The organism is Phytohabitans flavus (assembly GCF_011764545.1).
Classification (GTDB): Bacteria; Actinomycetota; Actinomycetes; order Mycobacteriales; family Micromonosporaceae; genus Phytohabitans; species Phytohabitans flavus.
The window spans coordinates 1,351,736-1,370,866 of sequence record NZ_AP022870.1; the positions used below are offsets into that span (position 1 = coordinate 1,351,736).

The following is a 19,131-nucleotide window of genomic DNA, read 5'->3' on the forward strand; positions in this document are numbered from 1 at the left end:
CCGTGGTGGGAGAGCTGTTGATCGGCGGCCAGTTCCGGCCGGCCGCCTCCGGAGACACGTTTGCCAGCATCAACCCGACGACCGGCGAACAGGCCGGTCAGGTGGCCCGCGCCGGCGCCGAGGACGTCGACACGGCGGTCGCCGCCGCCCGTGCGGCGTTCGAAGGGACCTGGCGCGACGCCAGCCCGCTCGCGCGGCAGAAGGTACTGCAACGCCTGGCCGGACTCATCGAGGAGAACGCCGAAGAGTTGGCACTGCTCGACACCGTCGACGTCGGTGTGCCGATCGCCCGCTCCCGCGGCAACGTCCTCGGCGCGGCCAACGCGATGCTCGCCTACGCCGCCGGTGCCCGCACCGTGCGCGGCAGCACCATCGAGAACTCCGTCTCCCGGGACATGTTCTCGTACACCCTCAAGGAGCCGGTCGGTGTCGTCGGCGCGATAATCCCGTGGAACAACCCGGTCAACACGATGATCGGGAAGATCGGGCCGGCACTCGCGGCCGGCTGCACGGTCGTGCTCAAGCCCGCGGAGCAGTCGCCGCTGAGCGCGGTCCGGGTCGCCGAGCTATGCGTCGAGGCCGGTATCCCGGACGGCGTCGTCAATGTGCTGACCGGGTTCGGCGACGCCGGCGCCGCGCTCTCCGCGCACCCCGGCGTCGACAAGATCTCGTTCACCGGTTCGGTGGAGACCGGCCAGGCCATCATCCGCGCCTCCGCCGGCAACATGAAACGCCTGACCCTGGAGCTGGGCGGGAAGTCGCCGGACATCGTCTTCGCCGACGCCGACCTCGACGCCGCGGTGGCTGGGGCGGCGATGGGCGCGTATCTGCTGTCCGGCCAGTTCTGCGCGGCCGGCACCCGCCTGTTCGTGGAGCGCAAGGTCTACGACGAGTTTCTGGCCAGGGTGGTCGAGTACGGCCGTGCATTGGAAGTCGGCGACCCGACGGACGAGTCGACCGTGCTGGGGCCGCTCGTCTCCAGCGAGCAGCTCGCCAAGGTACTGTCCTTTATCGACACCGGCGTGGCCGAGGGTGCCCGCCTGCTCAGCGGTGGTAGCCGCGACCCCGGACCCGGGTACTTCCTGCCACCGACCGTCTTCGGCGAGGTCGGCGCCGCGATGACCATCGCCCGCGAGGAGATCTTCGGCCCGGTGCTCGCCGCCATGCCGTTCGACGACATCGACGAGGTCCTGCCGGCCGCCAACGCCACCCGCTATGGGCTCGCGGCCGGCGTGTGGACCAGCGACGTCACGAAGGTGCACTGGCTGGCGCCGCGGCTGGAGTCCGGCATGGTATGGGTCAACACCTACGGCAACTACGACAAGGCGGTGCCGTTCGGCGGGTACAAGATGAGCGGCCTGGGCGTGGAGAACGGCGCCGAGGGCCTCGAGCAGTACCTGAAGTCCAAGTGCGTGTGGATCAACGCGGCCCGGCCGATCGCGTTCCGGTGACCGGCTACGCACCCGCCACCGGCTGGCGAGGATTCCTCGACACCGGCGTCACCTTCCACGGCGACGCCAACGCGGTCGCGGTCACCTCCCGTGATGAGGTGGTCGTGTTCAACCGCGGCCCCGTCCCGGTGACCGTGTTCGACCGGTCGGGTGCGCTGACCGCGGCGTGGGGGACGGGTGAGTTCGCCCGGCCCCACGCCGTCACCGTCGACCGCGACGACAACCTGTGGCTTGTCGACGGCCGCGGCGGCCACACCGTGCAGCAGCGCGCCCTCGACGGTGAGCTGCTCCTGCGCCTCGGTGGCACTCCGGCCGAGCCGCATTCGGGCCAGCCGTTCAACTGCCCGACCGACATCGCGATCCACGAGCCGACCGGCGACGTGTTCGTCTCCGACGGCTACGGCAACTCCAGCGTCCACCGCTTCGACCGGACAGGGCGGCACATCCTGTCCTGGGGAACGCCGGGCGGTGACCCCGGCCAGTTCTATGTCCCGCACAACCTCGCCTTCCTCGACGAGGAACACCTGATCGTCTGCGACCGGGAGAACTTCCGCCTACAGATCTTCACCGTCGACGGCGCGTTCGTCGCGCAGTGGCACGCCTTCCGGCCCTGTGCCATCACCGTCCGGGCCGGCCTCGTCTACCTCGCCGAGCTGGGACCGGCGCCGGCCTATCACGGCCTGCCCGACCTGGGCAGCCGGGTGCGCATCCTGACCGGTGACGGCCGGCGGGTCGGCACTGTCGGCGCCAGCCGCCCGGGGTACGGCGCGGACGAGTTCGTCGCGCCGCACAGCATCGCGCTCGACTCGGCCGGCAACCTCTACGTGGCCGAGGTCGCCCGCACCTGGGCCCGCGACACCCTCCATATCGACTGGCCGGGCACCGAGCCGGTCAGCCTCAAGAAGTGGGAGCTGACCACATGACCACCGGCTTCGCGCACGGCCTTACGTCCTACGGCGACCGGGGATTCAGCCGGTACCTGCGGCAGGCGTTCCTCGCGTCGGCCGGCTATGGCGAGGACGACTGGGACCGACCGGTGGTCGGCATCGCACACACCATCTCCGACTACGTCACCTGTCACCGGCAGATGCCCGAGCTGGTCGAGCGGGTACGGCGGGGAGTCGAGGCCGCCGGCGGGATCGCGATGGCGTTCCCGGTGACCCCCTTGGCGAGATCTTCCTGGCACCGACGTCGATGCTGCTGCGCAACCTGGCGGCGATGGAAGCCGAGGAACTCGTCCGCGCCCAGCCGATGGACGCGGTCGTCTTCGTCGGCGGCTGCGACAAGACGGTACCGGCCCAGCTAATGGCCGCCGCGTCAGCCGGCGTGCCGGCGGCGTTCACGGTCGCCGGGCCGATGCTGACCGGCTCGTGGCACGGCAAACGGCTCGGCGCCTGCACCGACTGCCGCCGGTACTGGAGCGAACACCGGGCCGGTCGGCTCGACGACACCGAGATCGCCGACGTACGCGACGAACTGTGCCAGACCGCCGGTACCTGCTCGGTGATGGGTACCGCGTCCACAATGGCCTGCCTCGTCGAGACGCTCGGGCTGATGGCGCCCGGTGGTGCCACCCACCCGGCCCCGTCGGGCGCCCGACTGCGGCACGGGCGGCTGACCGGACAGCTCGCCACCACTTTGGCCACCACCCCGAGAGAGGTACTCACGCCGGCTGCCTTCCGCAACGCGCTCGTCGTACTGTGCGCCCTCGGCGGTTCCACGAACGCGGTGATACACCTGCTCGCGCTCGCCAGGCGCGTCGGCGTACCGCTGTCGCTGCACGACTTCGCCGACGTCTCCCGGACCACGCCCGTGCTGGTCGACTGCAAACCGGCCGGTGACGGCTACCTGGAGGACATGGACCGGGCCGGGGGCGTACCGGTCCTGATGAAGGCGCTCGAGCCGCTGCTCGACCTGTCCACAGTGGGCATCACCGGTGAACCGCTCGGCGACCTGCTGGCCCGCACGCCGGCGCCGCAGCCGTGGCAGCGCACGATCCGGACCGTCGAGGACCCGCTGAAGCCGGCCGACGGCCTCGCGGTGCTGACCGGATCGCTCGCCCCCGACGGCGCCGTGCTGAAGACCTCCGCGGCCACGGCGTCGCTGCTGCGCCACCGCGGCCCGGCGGTCGTGTTCGACGGGCCGCAGGACCTGGAACGCCGGCTCGACGACGAGACCCTCGCCGTGACCGAGGACCACGTGCTGATACTGCGGAACGCCGGCCCGGTCGCCGCGGGGATGCCCGAGGCCGGTCTGATCCCGATCCCACGCCGGCTCGCCGCGGCTGGCGTGCGCGACATGGTACGGATCTCCGATGCCCGGATGAGCGGCACCGGCTACGGCACGGTGGTCCTCCACGTCAGCCCGGAGGCAGCGGCGGGTGGGCCGCTGGGCCTCGTGGCCGACGGCGACCTGGTCGAGCTCGACGCCCACGCCGGCCGGCTCGACCTGCTGGTCGACCCGGCGGAGCTCGCCGCCCGAAAGGCACGGTGGCAACCACCGGTGCCACCGCCGCGCGGCTGGCGCCGACTCTTCGCGGAACACGTCACTCAGGCCGATGCAGGTGCTGATCTTGACTTCCTGTAAAATGCTGGTTTTCGATCCCAACGCGCCTGCCGACAAGGAGCGTCCCCGTTGACCGTGACGCGAAACCCTCGTGACGCCGACGGGCCCGACAAAGCAGCGAAGTTCGCCCGGGTCACCCGCCGCGGTGCCACCGCTGAGGCGGTTGCTGGCATCCAGGACCTGATCCGCGGTGGCAAGCTCAAGGCCGGCGAGCGCCTGCCCACCGAGCGAGAGCTGGCCGAGGCCCTCGGCCTGAGCCGCCCGACGGTGCGCGAAGCAATCCAGGCCCTCGCCGCCATGAACATCCTCGACGTCCGGCACGGCTCCGGCATCTTCGTCGCCTCGCTGGACCTGTCCACACTCCTGGCCCCGCTGTGGTTCGCACTGGAGCTGACCGAGCCCGCGTTCGACCAGCTCTACGAGGTGCGGATCGTGCTGGAGCCCTACGCGGCCCAGCTCGCCGCCGCCCGTGCCACCCCCGGCGACCTCGCCGCCATCCAGGACGCGTTCAAGCCCATCAGCGATGTCGGCCTCGACCGCGACACCCGCTTGGCGGCGGACGTGATCCTGCACCGCAGCATCATCGAGGCATCACACAACGACCTGCTCGTCGGCGTCGTCGCGAGCCTGGGCGTGCTGGCCCGCAAGAGCCGCGAGCTGACCGTCGAGCTGCCCGATCGCGAGGCGCAGGCGGTCGAGGAACACCGCGCCCTTGTCGACGCGATCCTCCGCCGCGACCCAGAGGCCGCCCGCCACGCGATGCACCGCCACCTCAGCAACGTCTACCTCGACGCCCAGCAGCATCGCACCGAGATGTTCGGATCCGGGGAAGTCCTGGGGACGTCGCTACCCCCGCGCCACGCAACGTGACGAGCCCGGGGATCCTCAGCATCCACTTCTGTCGATGACCGGATGTTGGCTGGCATGCTCGAGGCGTGATTGCCGTCAAGGGACAGGTCGTGCTGGTGACGGGAGCGGGGCGGGGCCTGGGTGAGGCCTATGCCAGGCTCCTGGCCGCGCGTGGGGCACACGTTGCCGTGCATGACGCGGGCGTGGACCGCGACGGTAGCGGCACCGACCCGGCCGTCGCCCGCGCGGTTCGCGACGCGATCGTCGACGCCGGCGGTCGTGCCTCCGCGCACATGCAGAATCTGGCCACCCGATCGGGCTGCGAGGGACTGATCGATGATGTCCTTGCCGAGTACGGACGCGTCGATGCCTTGATCCACAACGCGGGTATCGTCCGCTACCACGGCATCGGCGACGCCCCGGTAGAGGAATACGACAGAACCATGGCGATCAACGCCGATTCCGCGTGGTGGCTGTGCCGGGCGGTATGGCCGTTGATGCGGGCGCAGGCCTACGGCAGGATCGTGCTGACCATCTCCGACTATGGGCTGCGCACGATCGACGGCGCTGACGTCGCCGCCTACAGCGTGAGCAAGGGGGCTCAGTTCGGCCTTATGAACGCTCTGGCTGGCGAGGGCCGAGTACACGGGATTCTGGTCAACGCGATCTGTCCGGTGGCTGCCACCCGAATCTTCCGGCGCGCCGTGCAGCCGCAGGAACTCACTCCCGCTTCGGTGGCCCCAGGTGTTGCCGTACTCGCGTCCCGCGATTGCCCCTTCACCGGATACGTTCTCAAGGCTGCCGGAGGTGCCTGGAGCATCCACCAGATCACCACATTGCGGCGGGCCGACCTCGGCGCCGACGCCTCCCCGGAAGACGTGCTCGCCTGGGCTACCCAACCCACGGACTGATCATTCACCCCTGCCGTCCGGCGGTCGACAAAGGCCGCGGTCCTGGAGCGGTTCGCCGCCGAGGGCGTCCCCGACGGGGTGCTGATGGACCTGACCGAGCTGGTCGCGGCTGCGGTCCGGCGCCCATACCGATGCAAGGACTGCCTATACGCCGGCCTCGTCGTGCATATCCCCGATGCTCTGCTGCGCAGGACGCTTGCGCCTTTGGTCGATGTCATCGACCCGGTTGCGCGGTTGCGCGTCCGGTTCCTCGTGGACCTTTCTGACGATCCGGAGCAGAGGGTGACTCGGACGAGTTGGCGAAGGTGGCTTGCCACGGGACGGAGCACCGGCCTTTATTGACGCGGACCACCGTCACGACCGGGTGGCGCGGCTCGGGCGGACGGTACCCAGATCTGCCGCCGACCGCGCTCGACCCGGTAACCGCTCCTGCGGTGCCTAGACCAGTTCCAGCAGGTATGCCGGTCGATCGCACCCGGACTCGCTCCGGACCGGTGCTGCCCCACGGCGATGTCGTCAGCTCGACCGCCGACCGTCATCTGTCGCCGGCCTGGCGACGCGGATGTCGTTGCAGAGACCGACGATGCCCGGGAGGTTTCGGACCGCGCGTGCAGCGGCCTCCCGCTGCCCGGTCACGGCCACCGCGCCCGAGAGCGTGAGCACGGAGCCACGCACGCCGGCCCGGACGGCACCGGCCGGGACTGCGGCGTCCGTGGCCAGCAGCCGGTTGGCGAGTTTGGTGAGGTCGGCGTCGGAGGCGCCGGGCTTGCCCGGCTCGCGTACCACCATCTCGTCCGCGACCCCGCGCACACCGAACACGCTCATCGCCGCCCGCCTGGTCTCCAGGCGTTCGGCGGCGCTGCCCACTTCGCCGAAGAGCAGCACCATCCCGCCCCGGACCGAGACGCCGACGTGCGCTGTCTCGCCCGCCATGCGCTTCAGCAGGTCAGCGATGCCCGCTTGAAGGTTCCGGTCCGTCCCCTGCGGGGTCTGCGCCATGAGGCTAACGATGGACCCCCGCCGGGAAATGCGCCAGGGCCACCGTCCGGCGGTGTTTTGTCAAATCGTGGTGGCGGCTGGCCGCCGCCGGATACCCGGGCCGTCATCTTCGGCCAGACCGGCTTCCTCGCTCACGGCGCCGGACACCGGCAGATCTCCGGTCCCGGCGCACCAAGCAACTCATCGGCTGCACACGATCGGCGGCCACGTACCGGTGGCGTAGGCTCCTGGTGCGATCATCGGCCCGGACCTCGCTGGGATCGCGGACGCGCAGGGTCAGTCCGCCGCCGCCGAGTGTGCCGCCACCGACCGATGATCGCTGAGGCGATTACAGGGGATGAGACCCTGCGCCCTGACTTGTGCCCGGTATTTCCTGGATCCCCGCGATTCGCTATGTCTATGGAGGCACGGTCTGTGTTCACGTTCGTGATTCCCGCCCGTAACGAGGAAGAGAACATCGCCACTATCGTCCGCCAGGCGTGTGCGGCCGCACAGCCGGGCGACCGGGTTCTCGTGGTGGACAGCGCGTCGAGCGACGCCACGGCGCGGCGGGCGGTGGCGGCGGGGGCGGAGGTGCTCCGCGGGCCGCGCGGCAAGGGAGCGGCCATGGCGGTGGCGATCGCGGCGAGCACGTCACCCTGGCTCTGCTTTCTGGACGCGGACCTGGTCTCGTCCGACGTCAACGTGCCGGCGATGTTGCGCCGGGCCGCCATGTCCGGCACCGCCGACCACGTCGTGGGCGACTACGAGTACGCGGACGTGGGGACTATCCTGAGCAGCACATTCACCATCTACGAGCCGTTGGTGGCCGAGTTCTTCCCGGAAGTTGGCGCGTTGGGCGCGAACTCCCTTACCGGATATCGGGCGATCCGCCGTCGCTACCTCGGCGGGGTGCTGCCGGCCCACTTCGGCGTCGAGTCACATCTCAACATCTCGATCGCTGTGGCCGGCGGCACCGCGACGGTCTGCCAGCTGGGCGTCATCGCCAGCCGGTTCAGGTATAAGCCGGACATGTGCCGGGAGATCGCCGGGTCGCTGCTGGACCTGGCGGTCGCCCACGATCGGCTGGACCCCGGCGACCGGCCGAGCTGGAACAGCTGGGTCGATGGGGTGCCGCCGCCATCGCCACGGTTACGGCCACCGGCGGCCGGTCGGCCGCTCTGGCACGGCTCTTCGCGGCGGTGCGCCGGCCGATGCCGTCCCGCGCGTCCCGTACCAGCCTCCCGGCAGCACCCGAGCCGGCGCCGGCGTGATGCACGGTCAGCGGCGTGCCGGCCGGTCGGGCAGGAGTCGTTCCTCGTGGTCGAGTTCGCGTTCCAGAGTGCGGAGGCCGTCGTCGGAGAGGCGGCCGGCATCGCGCCAGCGCAGTAGTTCTTCGCGTTGGGCGCCGATGGCCACGCGGCGGACGTGCAACGCGGCCTCGTAGCGCGGCGACACCGGCAACTCGGTGGAGTCGGCTTCGCGGAGCTGGTCGAGTCGGCCCTGGTAGCGGGCCAGGCGGGCGCGCAGCTGCCGGCGCATCGTGTCGATCACGTCGGCCTGGATGTCGTCGTGTTGCTGAGCCTCCAGCTCGTCGAGTGTGGCGAGTGCGGCCTCGACGGAGGCCGAACGTGCCTCGTTGCGCTGACGGGCCTGGTCGGTCTCGTTCGCGCGCAGCCCGAGGCCCCGGACGATCGGCGCGAAGGTCAGGCCCTGACCGACCAGGGTGACGAGCACGACGACGAATGTGCAGAACAGCAGCAGGTCGCGATCCGGAAACGGGGCTCCGCTGTCGGTGGTCAGCGGGAGGGTGAAGATGGCCGCGAGGCTGATCACGCCTCGGGTGCCCGACCAGGTCATGGCGACGACCTCGCGGCCGTTGAGCCGCTGGTTCCGGTGCTCCTCCGGCCGTTCCGGTGGCGTCTGGTCGCCGTCGGTGTCGTCCGCGTCCGTTCCTTCGTTGCCGAGCCAGGTGTGCAGCGAACGGGGCAGGGACTGGGTCAGTATGAGCCACAGCGGCCGCAGAAGCAGCACGACGCCGACCGAGATCGCGACCGCGATGACGATCGTGGAGGTGTCGTACTTCGCGAGCCCACGTACGACCGCGGGTAGTTGTTGACCTATCAGCAGGAACACGAAGCCTTCGAGCAGGAAATCGACCAACCGCCAGACGGCGCTTGTCTGCAGCCGGCTCGCGCCCGATGTCGACCGCGGCCGCTGGTGTCCGACGATCAGCCCCGCGACGACCACAGCCAGCACCCCGGAGACGTGGATCCGCTCCGCAATCAGGAAGGCGGCGAACGGAGTGGCCAGCGAGACGGCGTTGACCATCAGCGGATCACCGCTCAATGGCCGAGACAGCAGACGGACAGCGAACGCGACCAGCACACCCACGGCGATCCCGCCCGCCGCCGCGAACAGGAACAGGCCGAGCGCCGAAGGGAACGAGAAGCCGGCACCGGTGGCCGCCGTGACGGCGACGCTCAGGATCGTCAGGGCGGTGGCGTCGTTCAACAGCCCCTCACCCTGGATGAGGGTGAGGAGCTTGGGAGGCAGCCCCACCCTGCGCCCGACCGCCAGCGCGGCCACCGGATCGGGCGGCGCGGCCGCCGCCCCGACCGCGATTCCCGCGGCCAGAGTCGCGCCGGCGACGAACCATGCGAAGCCGAAGCCGATCACGAGCGCGGTGAGCAGGACCAGGACCACGGAGAGGCTCACCACGGTGCGCAGGTGGCGGCGAATCGCCAGCAACGAGGAGTCCAGAGCGGCGCTGTAAAGCAGCGGTGGCAGCACGAACGTCAGGATGATGTCCGGGTCGAGCGCCACATTCGGCCCTGGCAGCAGCGCGTATGCGATGCCGACGATCGGCAGCAGCGCCGCGGCCGGCAAGCCGATCCGATCGGCGACCCACCGCACCACGACGACTACCGCGACTGCGGCAAGGACGAAAACCAGAATCGACTCGACGCTCACCACGCCCATTCTCCCGACTGACGACGCCCGCCTCGCCCGGACGGCTGGTCGGCGTCCGACCGATCGCGGTGGAACGGATGCCGAACCGTGGAGTTTGCCGCAGAGATGGTCACGGCCCACTGCTTCGGTGAAGGCCGTCAGCGGTCGTGGCGTCCCGGGTGCGTCGGTCGTTCGCCCATCGGCCCGGCGCGTGGGATGAGCAGAGCCGCCTTGGCGGCGTCACTGTCGCCCGGTTGGTGGTAGGCGTCAGGCGCACGGAATGCATGTGGGCTCGCCGATTCGACCGTTGTCCACGATGGACGGACATCGTGACCTACGGACATCCCTCTGGCTTAGCCGGTGCGGCTGGCATCTGGGGCGGGATGTGGACCCGTTCCGGAAGGAACCCACCTGTACTCCTGTTCGGTCTGGACGGCCCCTCCGAACCCCACCGAGGGCGCTTTCCGCGGTGATCAGGCGTAGGGTGTTGGGCGTCACTGCGGTCCGGCAAGTGCTGACGGCAGCGAGCCCAGCCGCCCGGCATCGACGTGGGTTCCATGCTGGCCACCGGTTTCGAACTCGCCTCGTAGATAGCCGCCGGGGCCACGCCACGGAACGCACCGGCAGTTGGCTAAGGTGCGCGGCCTACCAGCACCCGAAGGAACGTGATGGTCAACAACGCCGACGGGCACGACACCCCGACCGGCGGCATGACGCCCAAGATGGCGAGCATCCCGCTGAGCCTGGTCCGGACACGGTCGGTGCCCGACCGACGAACCTTCGGGATCGGCACGAGTGGGCGACCACGATGAAGGCGATCGTCCAGGACGTCTACGGGTCGGCCGACGTCCTTGAGCTACGAGAGGTTAACAAACTCCAGACGACCGACACCGAGGTACTGGTTCACGTGCATGCGGCCGGGTAGACCGGAGTCTGCTGCACCTCATGACTGGCGTGCCTTATCCGGTGTGCCACCACGCGCCCCATCCCTGCGACGAAGGCAGCATTGATGCATATCGACAAATCGCAGATCATCGAGGTGCTGCGGTCCAAAGGACTGCACGACAGGGCCGACTGGGTCGACCGGGAGCTTCCCGAGGTCGTCGATACGAGCAAGAACAGTTCCCTGCTGCGGATGCTTCAGATCGACCCGACCGCGATCGGACGAACCGGAAGCTAGTCACCTCGCCAGGCTCAGGTCCGGAGAGATGCCCAGGGCGCTCGCCGCCGCGGAAAGTAGACCACGCTGGTTACGTATCCGTTGCGTTCGGTGTCGTTGGGTGCGAGCAGTGGCCGGGGGGTGGCCAAGGCACCCCTGCGCGAGCCGGCCTCAAGTGAGCGGTACGTCTGCGCGTACGGTTGGGTTCTCCGGGTACGGAAGGCGTACACCCGACCCACCCGGTCGCATTCTTTCGCAAGGGTCTGTGCCCTTCGCATCTATCTGTCTCGCATTGGAGCGCAAATGACTGGTAAGGCGACAACACCCGAGCCCGCCATCGAGGCGCCCGCCTCCTACGGAGAGCTTTTCCTGGCAGCGCCGGACGCGGACACATCGGGACAGCGCCAAACTCTGCCAGACGAGAGCGAGGCCGCGATGGAGCGACTCCGGACACCTTTTGACCTCGGCCCGATCAACGTGGCCAAGACCCGCGGCTGAAGCCCGCAGGCTCCTCCGCCGACCACGCGGCTTCGGCCCGGGCACCCGCTCCTCGTCCAGATCGCCGGCACGCAGCGACGCCAGCAGCGCGACAGCGAGCACGCCTTTTCGCCTGCTCGATCGTGGCGCCGAGGTCTGGAGCGAGCGAACTACCCAAGCTACACAGGCGAGCGCAGGGCGGCGCGGCGGTAGGCGCTGCGGCCTCAGATCGGAGCGGTCAGCGGTCGACCTCGTCGCTCTGGTCTAGGCCCGGGCCGCGTCCGTCTAGATCGCGCACCTGGCTTTCCACGTGCGCCCTGAGCCGCGAGCGGTACTCCCGCTCGAATGCCTCAAGGTCCTCGATCTGGTGCTGCGCCGCGGTGCGCTTGGCCTCTAGGCCGCTCATTGCCTCGTGGTGACGCTGTCTGGCGTCTTGCTCCAAGGCGTCGGCCTTGGCCAGTGCATCGCCGGTAATCTGCCGCGCTGTCGAGCGGGCGTCGGACAACAGGTCGCGGGCCTCGTGCTGGGCTTCGCCGAGGTGGGTGTCGGCGGTGCGCTCGGCCATGGTCAGCACCTCGGATGCCTGCTGACGGTCGCGGGCGGCCATTGGTGCGCCCTGCGTGTGTGCCCGCGCCAGCTCGGCTTGCGTCGCGCGGGCGGCTTGCTCCGCAGCTGCCTTTTCTCGTTGGACGCGGTCGAGCTGGGCGGTCATCTCGTCCAGGGCGGTGGCCAGCTGCTGGTCGGCGCCCGCGCCGGCCTGTGCGCCGTCATGCGCCATCAGGATGCGTAGGTCGTTGTTCTCCTCGATCAGGCGGATCAGCTCGTGTTCGAGCTCGTCCAGGAAGGCGTCGACCTGCTCCTCGTCGTAGCCGCGCTTGCCGATTGAGGGCTTCTTGAAAGAAATGTTGTGGACGTCGGCCGGAGTGAGCGGCATCGAGACTCCTTGGGTTGGTGCGGCCCGCGCGTCGACTGGTCACCGTTCCGCCCATAATCACGCCGCACCACGAGCCGTTAGCACGACAGAACCCAGGTCACGGCCGACACTACCAAGCCCGCAACGGTGGAATAGCCGCGCAAACATCACCAGACCGGCACATTATGTGATCCAGCATCTTGCGGCGCGGCCACCCGTAGTGCTGGTCGTCCCGGACCCGGATCTGGAGGTATCCAGAATCAGCGGCAACCTGCCCTTGCTTGGAGCCTGCTTCCGAAACCCTGCCCGGCGTCGCCCACACCCACCACGCGGGATGGTACGAGGCACGTCAACCAATAACACCTCCGACAAGACGCCTTCGCTGTCCGTTTCACTACACGAAAGCCCTCTATGTAAGCCGTGGGCCTGTACCTGGACAAGGGTCCGGTACGTCGATGGGCTGACGGTGCCCGGTCGATCGCCGTCGATGTTGATGTGGGAGCCGGCCTTCGTGTAGGTCGTCCGAGGCGGTGGAGCGGCCGCCCTTGTTGTCGGTGGCCAACGAAGTGACCCGAGTGCCGCCGGGTTCTCTTACCCAAGCGACACCTGTCGGAATGCCGCCCTTACGTCATGGTTACCGAGGTTGGGGCGCAACTGGGGCCGCTGACCAGCACGCCGCGGTGTTCACGGCAGAAACCGTATGGTTGATCTTGTAGCTATGCCTCAATATGGCAACTGTGCGGGGCCGGGTGGGCCCCCTCGGGGTGTAAGCGTGTCGCAGCCCCGTCGAGTGCCGGTGCGAGCGGTGTCAACGCGGTCCGGATGAGGGTCGGCAGTGACCCCGACGGCACCACGAACCCTTTCATCGATGTAGCCGCACTCGTCGAGTGCAGCCACTGTCGGAGCGCGAGCTTGGCGGCGGCGCCGACGCCGGCGGCGAGTACCTGGGCGGTCAGTTGGTCCACGGCCGGGCAGCGTTCGACGATGGCGGCGGCGAGCGGCTCCTCGATCGTGCTGACCGTGTCGAGGTAGCAGGCGCGCAGGGCGGGACTGGTCGTGATCATCAGTAGGGCGTCGCGGTGGCGGCACGCGCTGGAGTCGGACTACGTCTGGTCGAGTCCGCGGGACTGACCGGCGTGCAGGGTTGGGGAGTGGGTGAGGATGACCCGGGTGGGGTGTCCGTAGATGTCTTTGCGGACCTGCAGGGCGGTCAGGCCGCGGAAGCGTTGGCGGTGCCAGGTTGACGGCCGGCCCTACGCCTCGACCAGCGCGGCGGCGGACGCCGCGGCGACGATGACGACGGCGTCGGCGTTCGACGCCCTGGTGGCTCCACTGAGGACCCTGACGGTCGAGATCATCGTCCCCTTGGCGAGGTAGGCGTCGCAGGCGATGTACGTGGTCTGCCCGGCCGGCTTGCTCCGGTGGCAGTAGGCGACCCGCTGGTCGAGACCTGGGTAGGCGGGCAGGGTGACCTCGCCGAGCAGGGTCGTCTCGCCGTCCCAGGACTTGTACTTCGTGCAGGCCCCCAGGTTGGCCCGCACCTGCTGGACGACGTCGACGCCCTTGGCGGTCCCGTAGGCGTGCGTGATGTTCCGTACCCACAGCCCGGTCGCCGCCCACACGCGGATGTGACTGGCGTGCAAACGATCCGCGTCGGCCGCGGGGTACCTGCCGCACACGTCGGCGGTCCCGAACGTGTCTGCCTCGTCGAGTTTCGGCTTGCGCGCGCCGCCGAGGACGACCAGGCCGCCCGGAGGGATCTGCGCGGCGGCCGCCCGGCGGCGCAGCAGCGCCATGTCCACCACCGGCCCGCGGGAGGCCTCCGGCGTCGGGGTCGCGGCCGCCGGCGTGCCGCTCGGGGCCGTGGTCGCGCTGGTCGCCGGCGGTGAACCGGTCGTCGCGGATCCGACCGGGGAGCCGGCGTCGCAGCCCGCCGCCAGCAGGGCGCCACACAGGACGAGGGCCAGGTAGGCGAGGCGATCGGACATGCCGCACTCCCGTCGGTCGAGCGTGCCGCCAGTGTGGCAGGCGAGGGCGAGGCCGGCGGTTCAAGATTCGCTAGCTAGGTTCTCCCGGGAAGCCACACGCATCTGAAGGCGCTGCCCTGGGCGCAGGTGCCGGTCGGTGACCGGCGCCGCGACCACGGTCATGGCCGGCGGGAAACCCGCACCGTCAAAGCATTGACCGACCGCACCCCGGCGGGCTCGGCTTCCCACACGCCGAACAGGCCGTCCGGATCACCCGAACCCGCACCGTCAAAGGGAAAACCAGCCGCCAGACCGCGTACCTGGCCTTGTCGCTGCCGGTCGAACACGCCCGGCCCGATCAGCTCCAGGACTGGGCGCGGCTGGAGTGGCACATCGAGAACCGGCTGCACTGGATCCGCGACGTTACCTTGCGAGAAGACGCGCACCAGGCCCGGACCGGCAACGGCCCCGCCGTCGCCGCCGTGCTACGCAACACCGCCATCGGATACCACCGCAGCAACGGCGAAACCAACATCGCCAGAGCCACCAGACGCGCCAACCGCCGACCCGACGACCTCATCCACGCCGTGACCAGGAGCTACCCGACTACGCAATAGCCCTGCCACCTGAAACGCTCCGAAACGCCGGCCTTCTGGGGGGCCGACGCCGCGGCACCGGGTCTGGGGCGCGACGGTCGAAGGTTTGAGTGGGGACTGCGACTCGATGCCCGGCCGTAGTCGTGTACCAACCCGTAGCCTTCTCGGTAGGAGGGTTGTCGGGGACATGCGGAGTTTTCGGGTGGTCCTGAAAGGATTGGTGGTGCTGGATGGCGGGTAGGGGCAGGCCGCGGGAGTTCGACATTGATGAGGCGCTCGACGTCGCCATTGTTGTCTTCTGGCGGCAGGGGTACGAGGGGACCACCCTCGACGATCTGACTGGAGCGATGGGTATCAGCCGCCCAAGTCTGTACGCTGCTTTCGGCGACAAGGAAGCGACGTTCAAACGCGCCGTGCAGCGGTACACGCAGGTCGACATGCGCTACGTCGAGACGGCTCTGGCCCAGTCCACGGCTTTCGCCGTGGCGGCGGAGTACCTCCAGGGCAATATTCGGACCATCACGAATCCGGATCGGCCGCCCGGCTGCCTGACTGTTCAGGGCGGGGTCTCCGGCTCGCAGGCTGACCAGCGGATCGTCGAACTCCTCAATACGGTCCGGATTGCGGTCGAGGCGCGTCTTACCGCTCGCTTCAAGCAAGCTATTGCGGACGGCGATCTTCCCGAGACCGAGGACCCGGCAGACCTGGCGAGGTACCTGTTGACGGTGACAAGCGGCCAGGCCATCCAGGCGGGTGCTGGCGCGACTCGCGCTCAGTTGTCGCGCGTGGCCGAGCACGCGCTGGCGGCCTTTCGGCCTTTCGCATCGTGATCCCTGGGCCGCGGCAAGACTGACGGGGCCGCGGTGCGAACGCGCTGGGCTTCTCGCCGGCGGCGGTCGACGGCTCCCCGCGCCCGGGCGTGCAAGGGGGATTCAAGGCCGGGACGAAGCCCCGTCGACCGGAGCAGGACCGGCAGCGAACGGAATCTGATCACCGACGCGCCACCGGCATTCCACTCACCGCCACCCTCACCGGTGGCAACCGCAACGATCTCACCCCGCTCGTCCCGCTGCTACTGGCCGCGCCGCCGGTGCGGGCAAACGCGACCGGTCACGGCGCCGGCCTGGGTACCCAGTGCTGGGTCGTAGAGCGCGCCGTCGCCCACCTGCACTGGTTCCGTCAGTTCACTATCACGAGTACGGCGGTGTGGAGACCCTCATGGTCGAGCACGTGCCGGACCCGCATCCCGGGCCCGGCGAGATCCGCGTCCGCGTCGCGGCGGCCGGCGCCAATCCCGTCGACTGGAAGGTGCGTTCCGGTGCGGTGCAGGAGGTGTTCCCCGTGGACCTGCCCGCGATCCCTGGGCGTGATGCCGTCAGCGTGGTCGACGAGATGGGTGCGACTCGGGCGAGCACCTGAGACATCGTCCTGCGAGATTTGATCTCCAGGAGTGCATGGGTGAGCGCCAACGCAACACGCCGCCAGCGCTCCGATCCGATTCGCCGTGCGCCGCGAGGACCACATCGCACTGCGTCCCTGGCTCGCTCACACGGCTCGTCGTAGCCGGTGCGCCCGTCGTTGAGGGTTCGACTCCGATCGGCGCACCCTCTGGCTGGCGGAGCGAAGCCTTGGGGCCGTCCGCAGCACCCGACCACCCTTTCTGTACTGTGAGGAATAGAATTCGTTGGGCCGCGGTTCCTACCCACTGCAACGGCCGCCACAGCCAGACCGTGGAGGACGTCGCCACCCATCACCATCGCAGTGCACAACCCCCGGACCCCGGGGACAGGAAGGAAGACCACCATGTCCATGTCTGAGAGCGAGATCCGGGACGTCTTCGAGCGCTACATCGAGGCGCTCAACGCTCACGACTTCGACCGCATGACCGAGTTCGTCCACGACGAGCTCGTCGAGAACGGCAAGGAGGTGACGCGCGAGCACATCATCGCGGAGCTGAAGGGGCACGGCGACGCCGTGCCGGACTTCGAGTGGCGGCCCCAGGACATCGCCATCGACGGTGACCGCGTTGCTGCGCGTCTGTACAACAAGGGCACGCACACCAAGGAGTGGTTCGGCGTCGCTCCCACGGGCAAGACGTTCGAGTTCGCCGAGTACTCGTTCCACAAGGTGCGCGACGGTCGCTTCTACGAGATGAACTACCTAATCGACTCACAGGCAGTTCGCGACCAGCTCGACATCTGACACCGCGGCATCCGGCAGGTAGGGCCATCAGCCCTGGTCGGGTCCTGCTTCCCGAGTCGGTGCCGCCGGCTCGGGAAGCAGGACGAGCCTTAACGCTATCGATAGGTAGATATCGATGCGATTCGATTGATGAAAGGTGGAGGAGACATGGCGAACAAGGCTGTCCCGGGCCGGGTCACCCACGAGTACGAGGGGGAGCTGGTGGTGTTCCACATCGGTATGACGTTCAACAAGTGGTGGCGGCCAGACCTGTGGCTGCCCGTCTTTCTCGCCATGCCGGCGATGATGCGTGAGCTTGTCGAGGACCCGGACTCGGGGCTGCTCGGCTTCGAGCTCCTCTTCAACCGCAGAGGGCCGTTCGCCGTGCAGTACTGGTCCTCGGTCGACAAGCTCTACGACTACGCGTCCGCCGGCTCATTGAGCCACCGACCGGCATGGTCGAGGTTCAACGCGATGGCGAGGAAGCACCCCGAGGCAGTCGGCGTGTGGCACGAGACCTTCGTCGTCGAGCGAGCCGAGAGCATGTTCGTCGGAACACCGGCCATGGGCCTGCCCAAGGCCACGAAGGTGGTACCGGTCGGCAAGGGGCACCACAGTGCCCGCGCTCGCCTGGCGGACGGAGCGACGACGGTGCCCGGAAGCCCGGCAGGCCCGCGCCCGGCTGAGGATCACGATGGCCGCCACGGGGGAGTCGGTGCCTGATCTGCAGGCTCGACCCTCCGCTAGACCCCCATCCTCGATGCATTTGCGAACACCCCGAGCAGCCACCAACCCGTCGACTTCGATCGCAGACGAGGACGCGCTCATGTCGTTCAACTCGGTAGCTCCCCTGGAAGGGCGAATCGCCCTGGTGACGGGGGCCGGACGCCCCCGAGGAATCGGGCGCGGTATCGCGCGGGCCTTGGCCGAGGCCGGCGCGGACGTCGTCGTCACCGACGTCGGCGTGGGCCGGACCGACCTCGAGGCTGGAGGAGCCGGGCTCGGTGACAAACCTGAGGACCTCGAAGAATCCGCCCGGCTCGTCCGGGAGCGCGGCCGGCGGTCGATGGCGCTCAGCCTCGACGTCACGGACGGCGCGGCGGCCGCTACTGTCCTCGAGCGGGTGCGCGACGAGCTCGGACCCGTGGACGTGCTGGTCAACAACGCGGGCACCGGGGTCGGCACTGGCCCGTTCCTGGAGCTCTCCGACAAGGACCTTGCCATCTCCTGGCAGGTCAACGTCCTGGGCCAGGTCAATCTGGCTCGCGCGGTCCTGCCAGGGATGATCGAGCTGGGTCGTGGATCGATCGTCAATGTGGCCTCGACCCTCGGCCCCGCCGGAGTCGGCGGGTACGGGGGCTAGGTCCTGGCCAAGCATGCGATCGTCGGGCTGACCCGGCTGCTGGCGCGCGAGTTCGGGCCAAAGGGCGTTCGCACCAATGCTGTGGCACCTGGCTACATCTTCACCGATCTGGGTGAGGCGGAGCTGAGGCTCACCGCGTCCCGGCTCGGTATCGACCAGGAGAGCGCGCTCGACACGATGCTCTCCGAGATCCCTCTCGCCAGGGTCGGCCAACCTGACGACGTCGGCTCGGCTGTGGCCTGGCTCGCGGGCGAGGGCGCGAGCTTCATCAACGGAGCTGTCCTGCCGGTGTCCGGCGGGCAGCCGGCAGGACTGAACTAGCTCCGAAAAGTGCGCGAGGAGGAGTTGTCGGCCGCGTCTGCACGGAGCGGGCTACTCACCCAGTTGCGCTGAGTAGGACGCCCTGGGCTGGACGCAGACTGGCAGGTTCCCACCCGGCACTGAGCCGCCGGACGCCACAGGCCGCGGAACGGTTGGGCTACGAGCGCTACTGGTTCGCGGCTCACCACGGCCTGCCCAACACCATCTCGCCTGGCTGACCTTCCGCCGCGGAGTCGACCCCAACGCAGCGCGCTGTTTCCCACCCACACCGTCAAACCACTTCAGACGCGACACTAGGAATTTCCATGACTCTTGCCCCTGTTCTAGGAACATAGTTTTCAATGTGGCGGGACGAGATGCCTCACCTGAACCGTAATCGTCGGGAGGTGTTCGAAAGGGGCTCGTTTCTTCGTGAGGGTAGGTGATGAACTCGGCGTGAAATACCTTT

General features: G+C 68.9%; 18 protein-coding genes and 2 pseudogenes. 15 read left to right on the plus strand and 5 right to left on the minus strand.

All coding sequences use genetic code 11. The annotated features are described in order from the left end of the window. The first annotated feature begins 5 nt into the window (after positions 1–5). From Pflav_RS05735 to Pflav_RS05755, 6 genes are all read left to right on the plus strand, one after another. Complete coding sequence (locus Pflav_RS05735) at positions 6–1,451, plus strand: aldehyde dehydrogenase family protein (protein ID WP_232071009.1); 1,446 nt, start codon at positions 6–8, stop codon at positions 1,449–1,451. Further along, positions 1,448–2,374 (plus strand): peptidyl-alpha-hydroxyglycine alpha-amidating lyase family protein, encoded by a 927-nt coding sequence (locus Pflav_RS05740; protein WP_173034324.1) that lies wholly within the window; start codon positions 1,448–1,450, stop codon positions 2,372–2,374. Before Pflav_RS05735 ends, Pflav_RS05740 begins: the two co-directional genes overlap by 4 nt. Further along, the gene (locus Pflav_RS47170) at positions 2,371–2,757 is read left to right on the plus strand and encodes a dihydroxy-acid dehydratase domain-containing protein (RefSeq protein ID WP_197937996.1); all 387 of its coding nucleotides are present in this window, start codon (positions 2,371–2,373) and stop codon (positions 2,755–2,757) included. The genes Pflav_RS05740 and Pflav_RS47170 overlap by 4 nt, the downstream gene beginning before the upstream one ends. Beyond that, positions 2,646–4,037 (plus strand): dihydroxy-acid dehydratase, encoded by a 1,392-nt coding sequence (locus Pflav_RS05745; protein WP_197938919.1) that lies wholly within the window; start codon positions 2,646–2,648, stop codon positions 4,035–4,037. The genes Pflav_RS47170 and Pflav_RS05745 overlap by 112 nt, the downstream gene beginning before the upstream one ends. Before the next feature lie 54 nt (positions 4,038–4,091). Beyond that, positions 4,092–4,886 carry a FadR/GntR family transcriptional regulator gene (locus tag Pflav_RS05750; protein WP_232072634.1) on the plus strand — a complete coding sequence of 265 codons (795 nt, stop codon included), beginning with the start codon at positions 4,092–4,094 and terminating at the stop codon, positions 4,884–4,886. A 65-nt stretch (positions 4,887–4,951) separates the two neighbouring features. Then, positions 4,952–5,776 (plus strand): SDR family NAD(P)-dependent oxidoreductase, encoded by an 825-nt coding sequence (locus Pflav_RS05755; RefSeq protein ID WP_232071010.1) that lies wholly within the window; start codon positions 4,952–4,954, stop codon positions 5,774–5,776. A 516-nt stretch (positions 5,777–6,292) separates the two neighbouring features. Here Pflav_RS05755 and Pflav_RS05760 read toward each other — a convergent pair. Beyond that, a complete protein-coding gene (locus tag Pflav_RS05760) occupies positions 6,293–6,775 on the minus strand; it encodes a BON domain-containing protein (protein ID WP_173034328.1) in 483 nt (160 codons plus the stop codon). Positions 6,776–7,174: 399 nt separating this feature from the next. Between Pflav_RS05760 and Pflav_RS05765 the strand changes: the two genes are divergently transcribed. Further along, complete coding sequence (locus tag Pflav_RS05765; protein ID WP_232071011.1) at positions 7,175–8,146, plus strand: glycosyltransferase; 972 nt, start codon at positions 7,175–7,177, stop codon at positions 8,144–8,146. Here the strand turns inward: Pflav_RS05765 and Pflav_RS05770 are convergent. Next, the gene (locus tag Pflav_RS05770) at positions 8,036–9,727 is read right to left on the minus strand and encodes a Na+/H+ antiporter (RefSeq protein ID WP_415624308.1); all 1,692 of its coding nucleotides are present in this window, start codon (positions 9,725–9,727) and stop codon (positions 8,036–8,038) included. The genes Pflav_RS05765 and Pflav_RS05770 overlap by 111 nt on opposite strands. 647 nt (positions 9,728–10,374) lie before the next feature. Here Pflav_RS05770 and Pflav_RS05775 point away from each other — a divergent pair. Both Pflav_RS05775 and Pflav_RS05780 read left to right on the plus strand, forming a co-directional pair. After that, a complete protein-coding gene (locus Pflav_RS05775) occupies positions 10,375–10,518 on the plus strand; it encodes a hypothetical protein (RefSeq protein WP_173034334.1) in 144 nt (47 codons plus the stop codon). 197 nt (positions 10,519–10,715) lie between these two features. Beyond that, the gene (locus Pflav_RS05780; protein WP_173034335.1) at positions 10,716–10,886 is read left to right on the plus strand and encodes a hypothetical protein; all 171 of its coding nucleotides are present in this window, start codon (positions 10,716–10,718) and stop codon (positions 10,884–10,886) included. Between the two features lie 694 nt (positions 10,887–11,580). Here the strand turns inward: Pflav_RS05780 and Pflav_RS05785 are convergent. The 3 genes and pseudogenes from Pflav_RS05785 to Pflav_RS05795 form a co-directional block, all read right to left on the minus strand. Then, on the minus strand, positions 11,581–12,276 hold the full coding sequence (locus tag Pflav_RS05785) for a DivIVA domain-containing protein (RefSeq protein WP_173034336.1): 696 nt from the start codon (positions 12,274–12,276) through the stop codon (positions 11,581–11,583). A gap of 695 nt (positions 12,277–12,971) precedes the next feature. Further along, positions 12,972–13,328: pseudogene (locus Pflav_RS05790) on the minus strand (hypothetical protein); the annotation flags it as partial. Between the two features lie 180 nt (positions 13,329–13,508). Next, complete coding sequence (locus tag Pflav_RS05795) at positions 13,509–14,243, minus strand: hypothetical protein (protein WP_173034338.1); 735 nt, start codon at positions 14,241–14,243, stop codon at positions 13,509–13,511. A gap of 305 nt (positions 14,244–14,548) precedes the next feature. On the opposite strand from Pflav_RS05795, the gene Pflav_RS05800 reads away from it, so the two are divergent. From Pflav_RS05800 to Pflav_RS44925, 6 genes and pseudogenes are all read left to right on the plus strand, one after another. After that, positions 14,549–14,839 carry a hypothetical protein gene (locus Pflav_RS05800; protein ID WP_232071012.1) on the plus strand — a complete coding sequence of 97 codons (291 nt, stop codon included), beginning with the start codon at positions 14,549–14,551 and terminating at the stop codon, positions 14,837–14,839. Between the two features lie 209 nt (positions 14,840–15,048). Continuing rightward, positions 15,049–15,648 carry a TetR/AcrR family transcriptional regulator gene (locus tag Pflav_RS05805; RefSeq protein WP_173034339.1) on the plus strand — a complete coding sequence of 200 codons (600 nt, stop codon included), beginning with the start codon at positions 15,049–15,051 and terminating at the stop codon, positions 15,646–15,648. Positions 15,649–16,036: 388 nt separating this feature from the next. Next, entirely contained in the window at positions 16,037–16,237 is a 201-nt protein-coding gene (locus Pflav_RS05810) for an alcohol dehydrogenase catalytic domain-containing protein (protein WP_197937998.1), read from the plus strand. Positions 16,238–16,621: 384 nt separating this feature from the next. Then, positions 16,622–17,020, plus strand: coding sequence for an ester cyclase (locus Pflav_RS05815; protein ID WP_197938000.1), 399 nt, complete (start codon positions 16,622–16,624; stop codon positions 17,018–17,020). A gap of 147 nt (positions 17,021–17,167) precedes the next feature. Continuing rightward, entirely contained in the window at positions 17,168–17,722 is a 555-nt protein-coding gene (locus Pflav_RS05820) for a DUF4188 domain-containing protein (protein WP_173034340.1), read from the plus strand. A 103-nt stretch (positions 17,723–17,825) separates the two neighbouring features. Then, positions 17,826–18,683: pseudogene (locus tag Pflav_RS44925) on the plus strand (SDR family NAD(P)-dependent oxidoreductase). Positions 18,684–19,131 lie beyond the last annotated feature (448 nt).

What these genes read in the sequence shown, in the direction of transcription:
- Pflav_RS05745 (WP_197938919.1), top strand. Translation starts at nt 2,646, where the DNA reads ATGCTGCTGCGCAACCTGGCGGCGATGGAAGCCGAGGAACTCGTCCGC.
- Pflav_RS05820 (WP_173034340.1), top strand. Translation starts at nt 17,168, where the DNA reads ATGGCGAACAAGGCTGTCCCGGGCCGGGTCACCCACGAGTACGAGGGG.
- Pflav_RS05805 (WP_173034339.1), top strand. Translation starts at nt 15,049, where the DNA reads ATGGCGGGTAGGGGCAGGCCGCGGGAGTTCGACATTGATGAGGCGCTC.
- Pflav_RS05760 (WP_173034328.1), bottom strand. Translation starts at nt 6,775, where the DNA reads ATGGCGCAGACCCCGCAGGGGACGGACCGGAACCTTCAAGCGGGCATC.
- Pflav_RS05815 (WP_197938000.1), top strand. Translation starts at nt 16,622, where the DNA reads ATGTCCATGTCTGAGAGCGAGATCCGGGACGTCTTCGAGCGCTACATC.
- Pflav_RS05795 (WP_173034338.1), bottom strand. Translation starts at nt 14,243, where the DNA reads ATGTCCGATCGCCTCGCCTACCTGGCCCTCGTCCTGTGTGGCGCCCTG.
- Pflav_RS05785 (WP_173034336.1), bottom strand. Translation starts at nt 12,276, where the DNA reads ATGCCGCTCACTCCGGCCGACGTCCACAACATTTCTTTCAAGAAGCCC.
- Pflav_RS05775 (WP_173034334.1), top strand. Translation starts at nt 10,375, where the DNA reads ATGGTCAACAACGCCGACGGGCACGACACCCCGACCGGCGGCATGACG.
- Pflav_RS05780 (WP_173034335.1), top strand. Translation starts at nt 10,716, where the DNA reads ATGCATATCGACAAATCGCAGATCATCGAGGTGCTGCGGTCCAAAGGA.
- Pflav_RS05765 (WP_232071011.1), top strand. Translation starts at nt 7,175, where the DNA reads ATGGAGGCACGGTCTGTGTTCACGTTCGTGATTCCCGCCCGTAACGAG.
- Pflav_RS47170 (WP_197937996.1), top strand. Translation starts at nt 2,371, where the DNA reads ATGACCACCGGCTTCGCGCACGGCCTTACGTCCTACGGCGACCGGGGA.
- Pflav_RS05810 (WP_197937998.1), top strand. Translation starts at nt 16,037, where the DNA reads ATGGTCGAGCACGTGCCGGACCCGCATCCCGGGCCCGGCGAGATCCGC.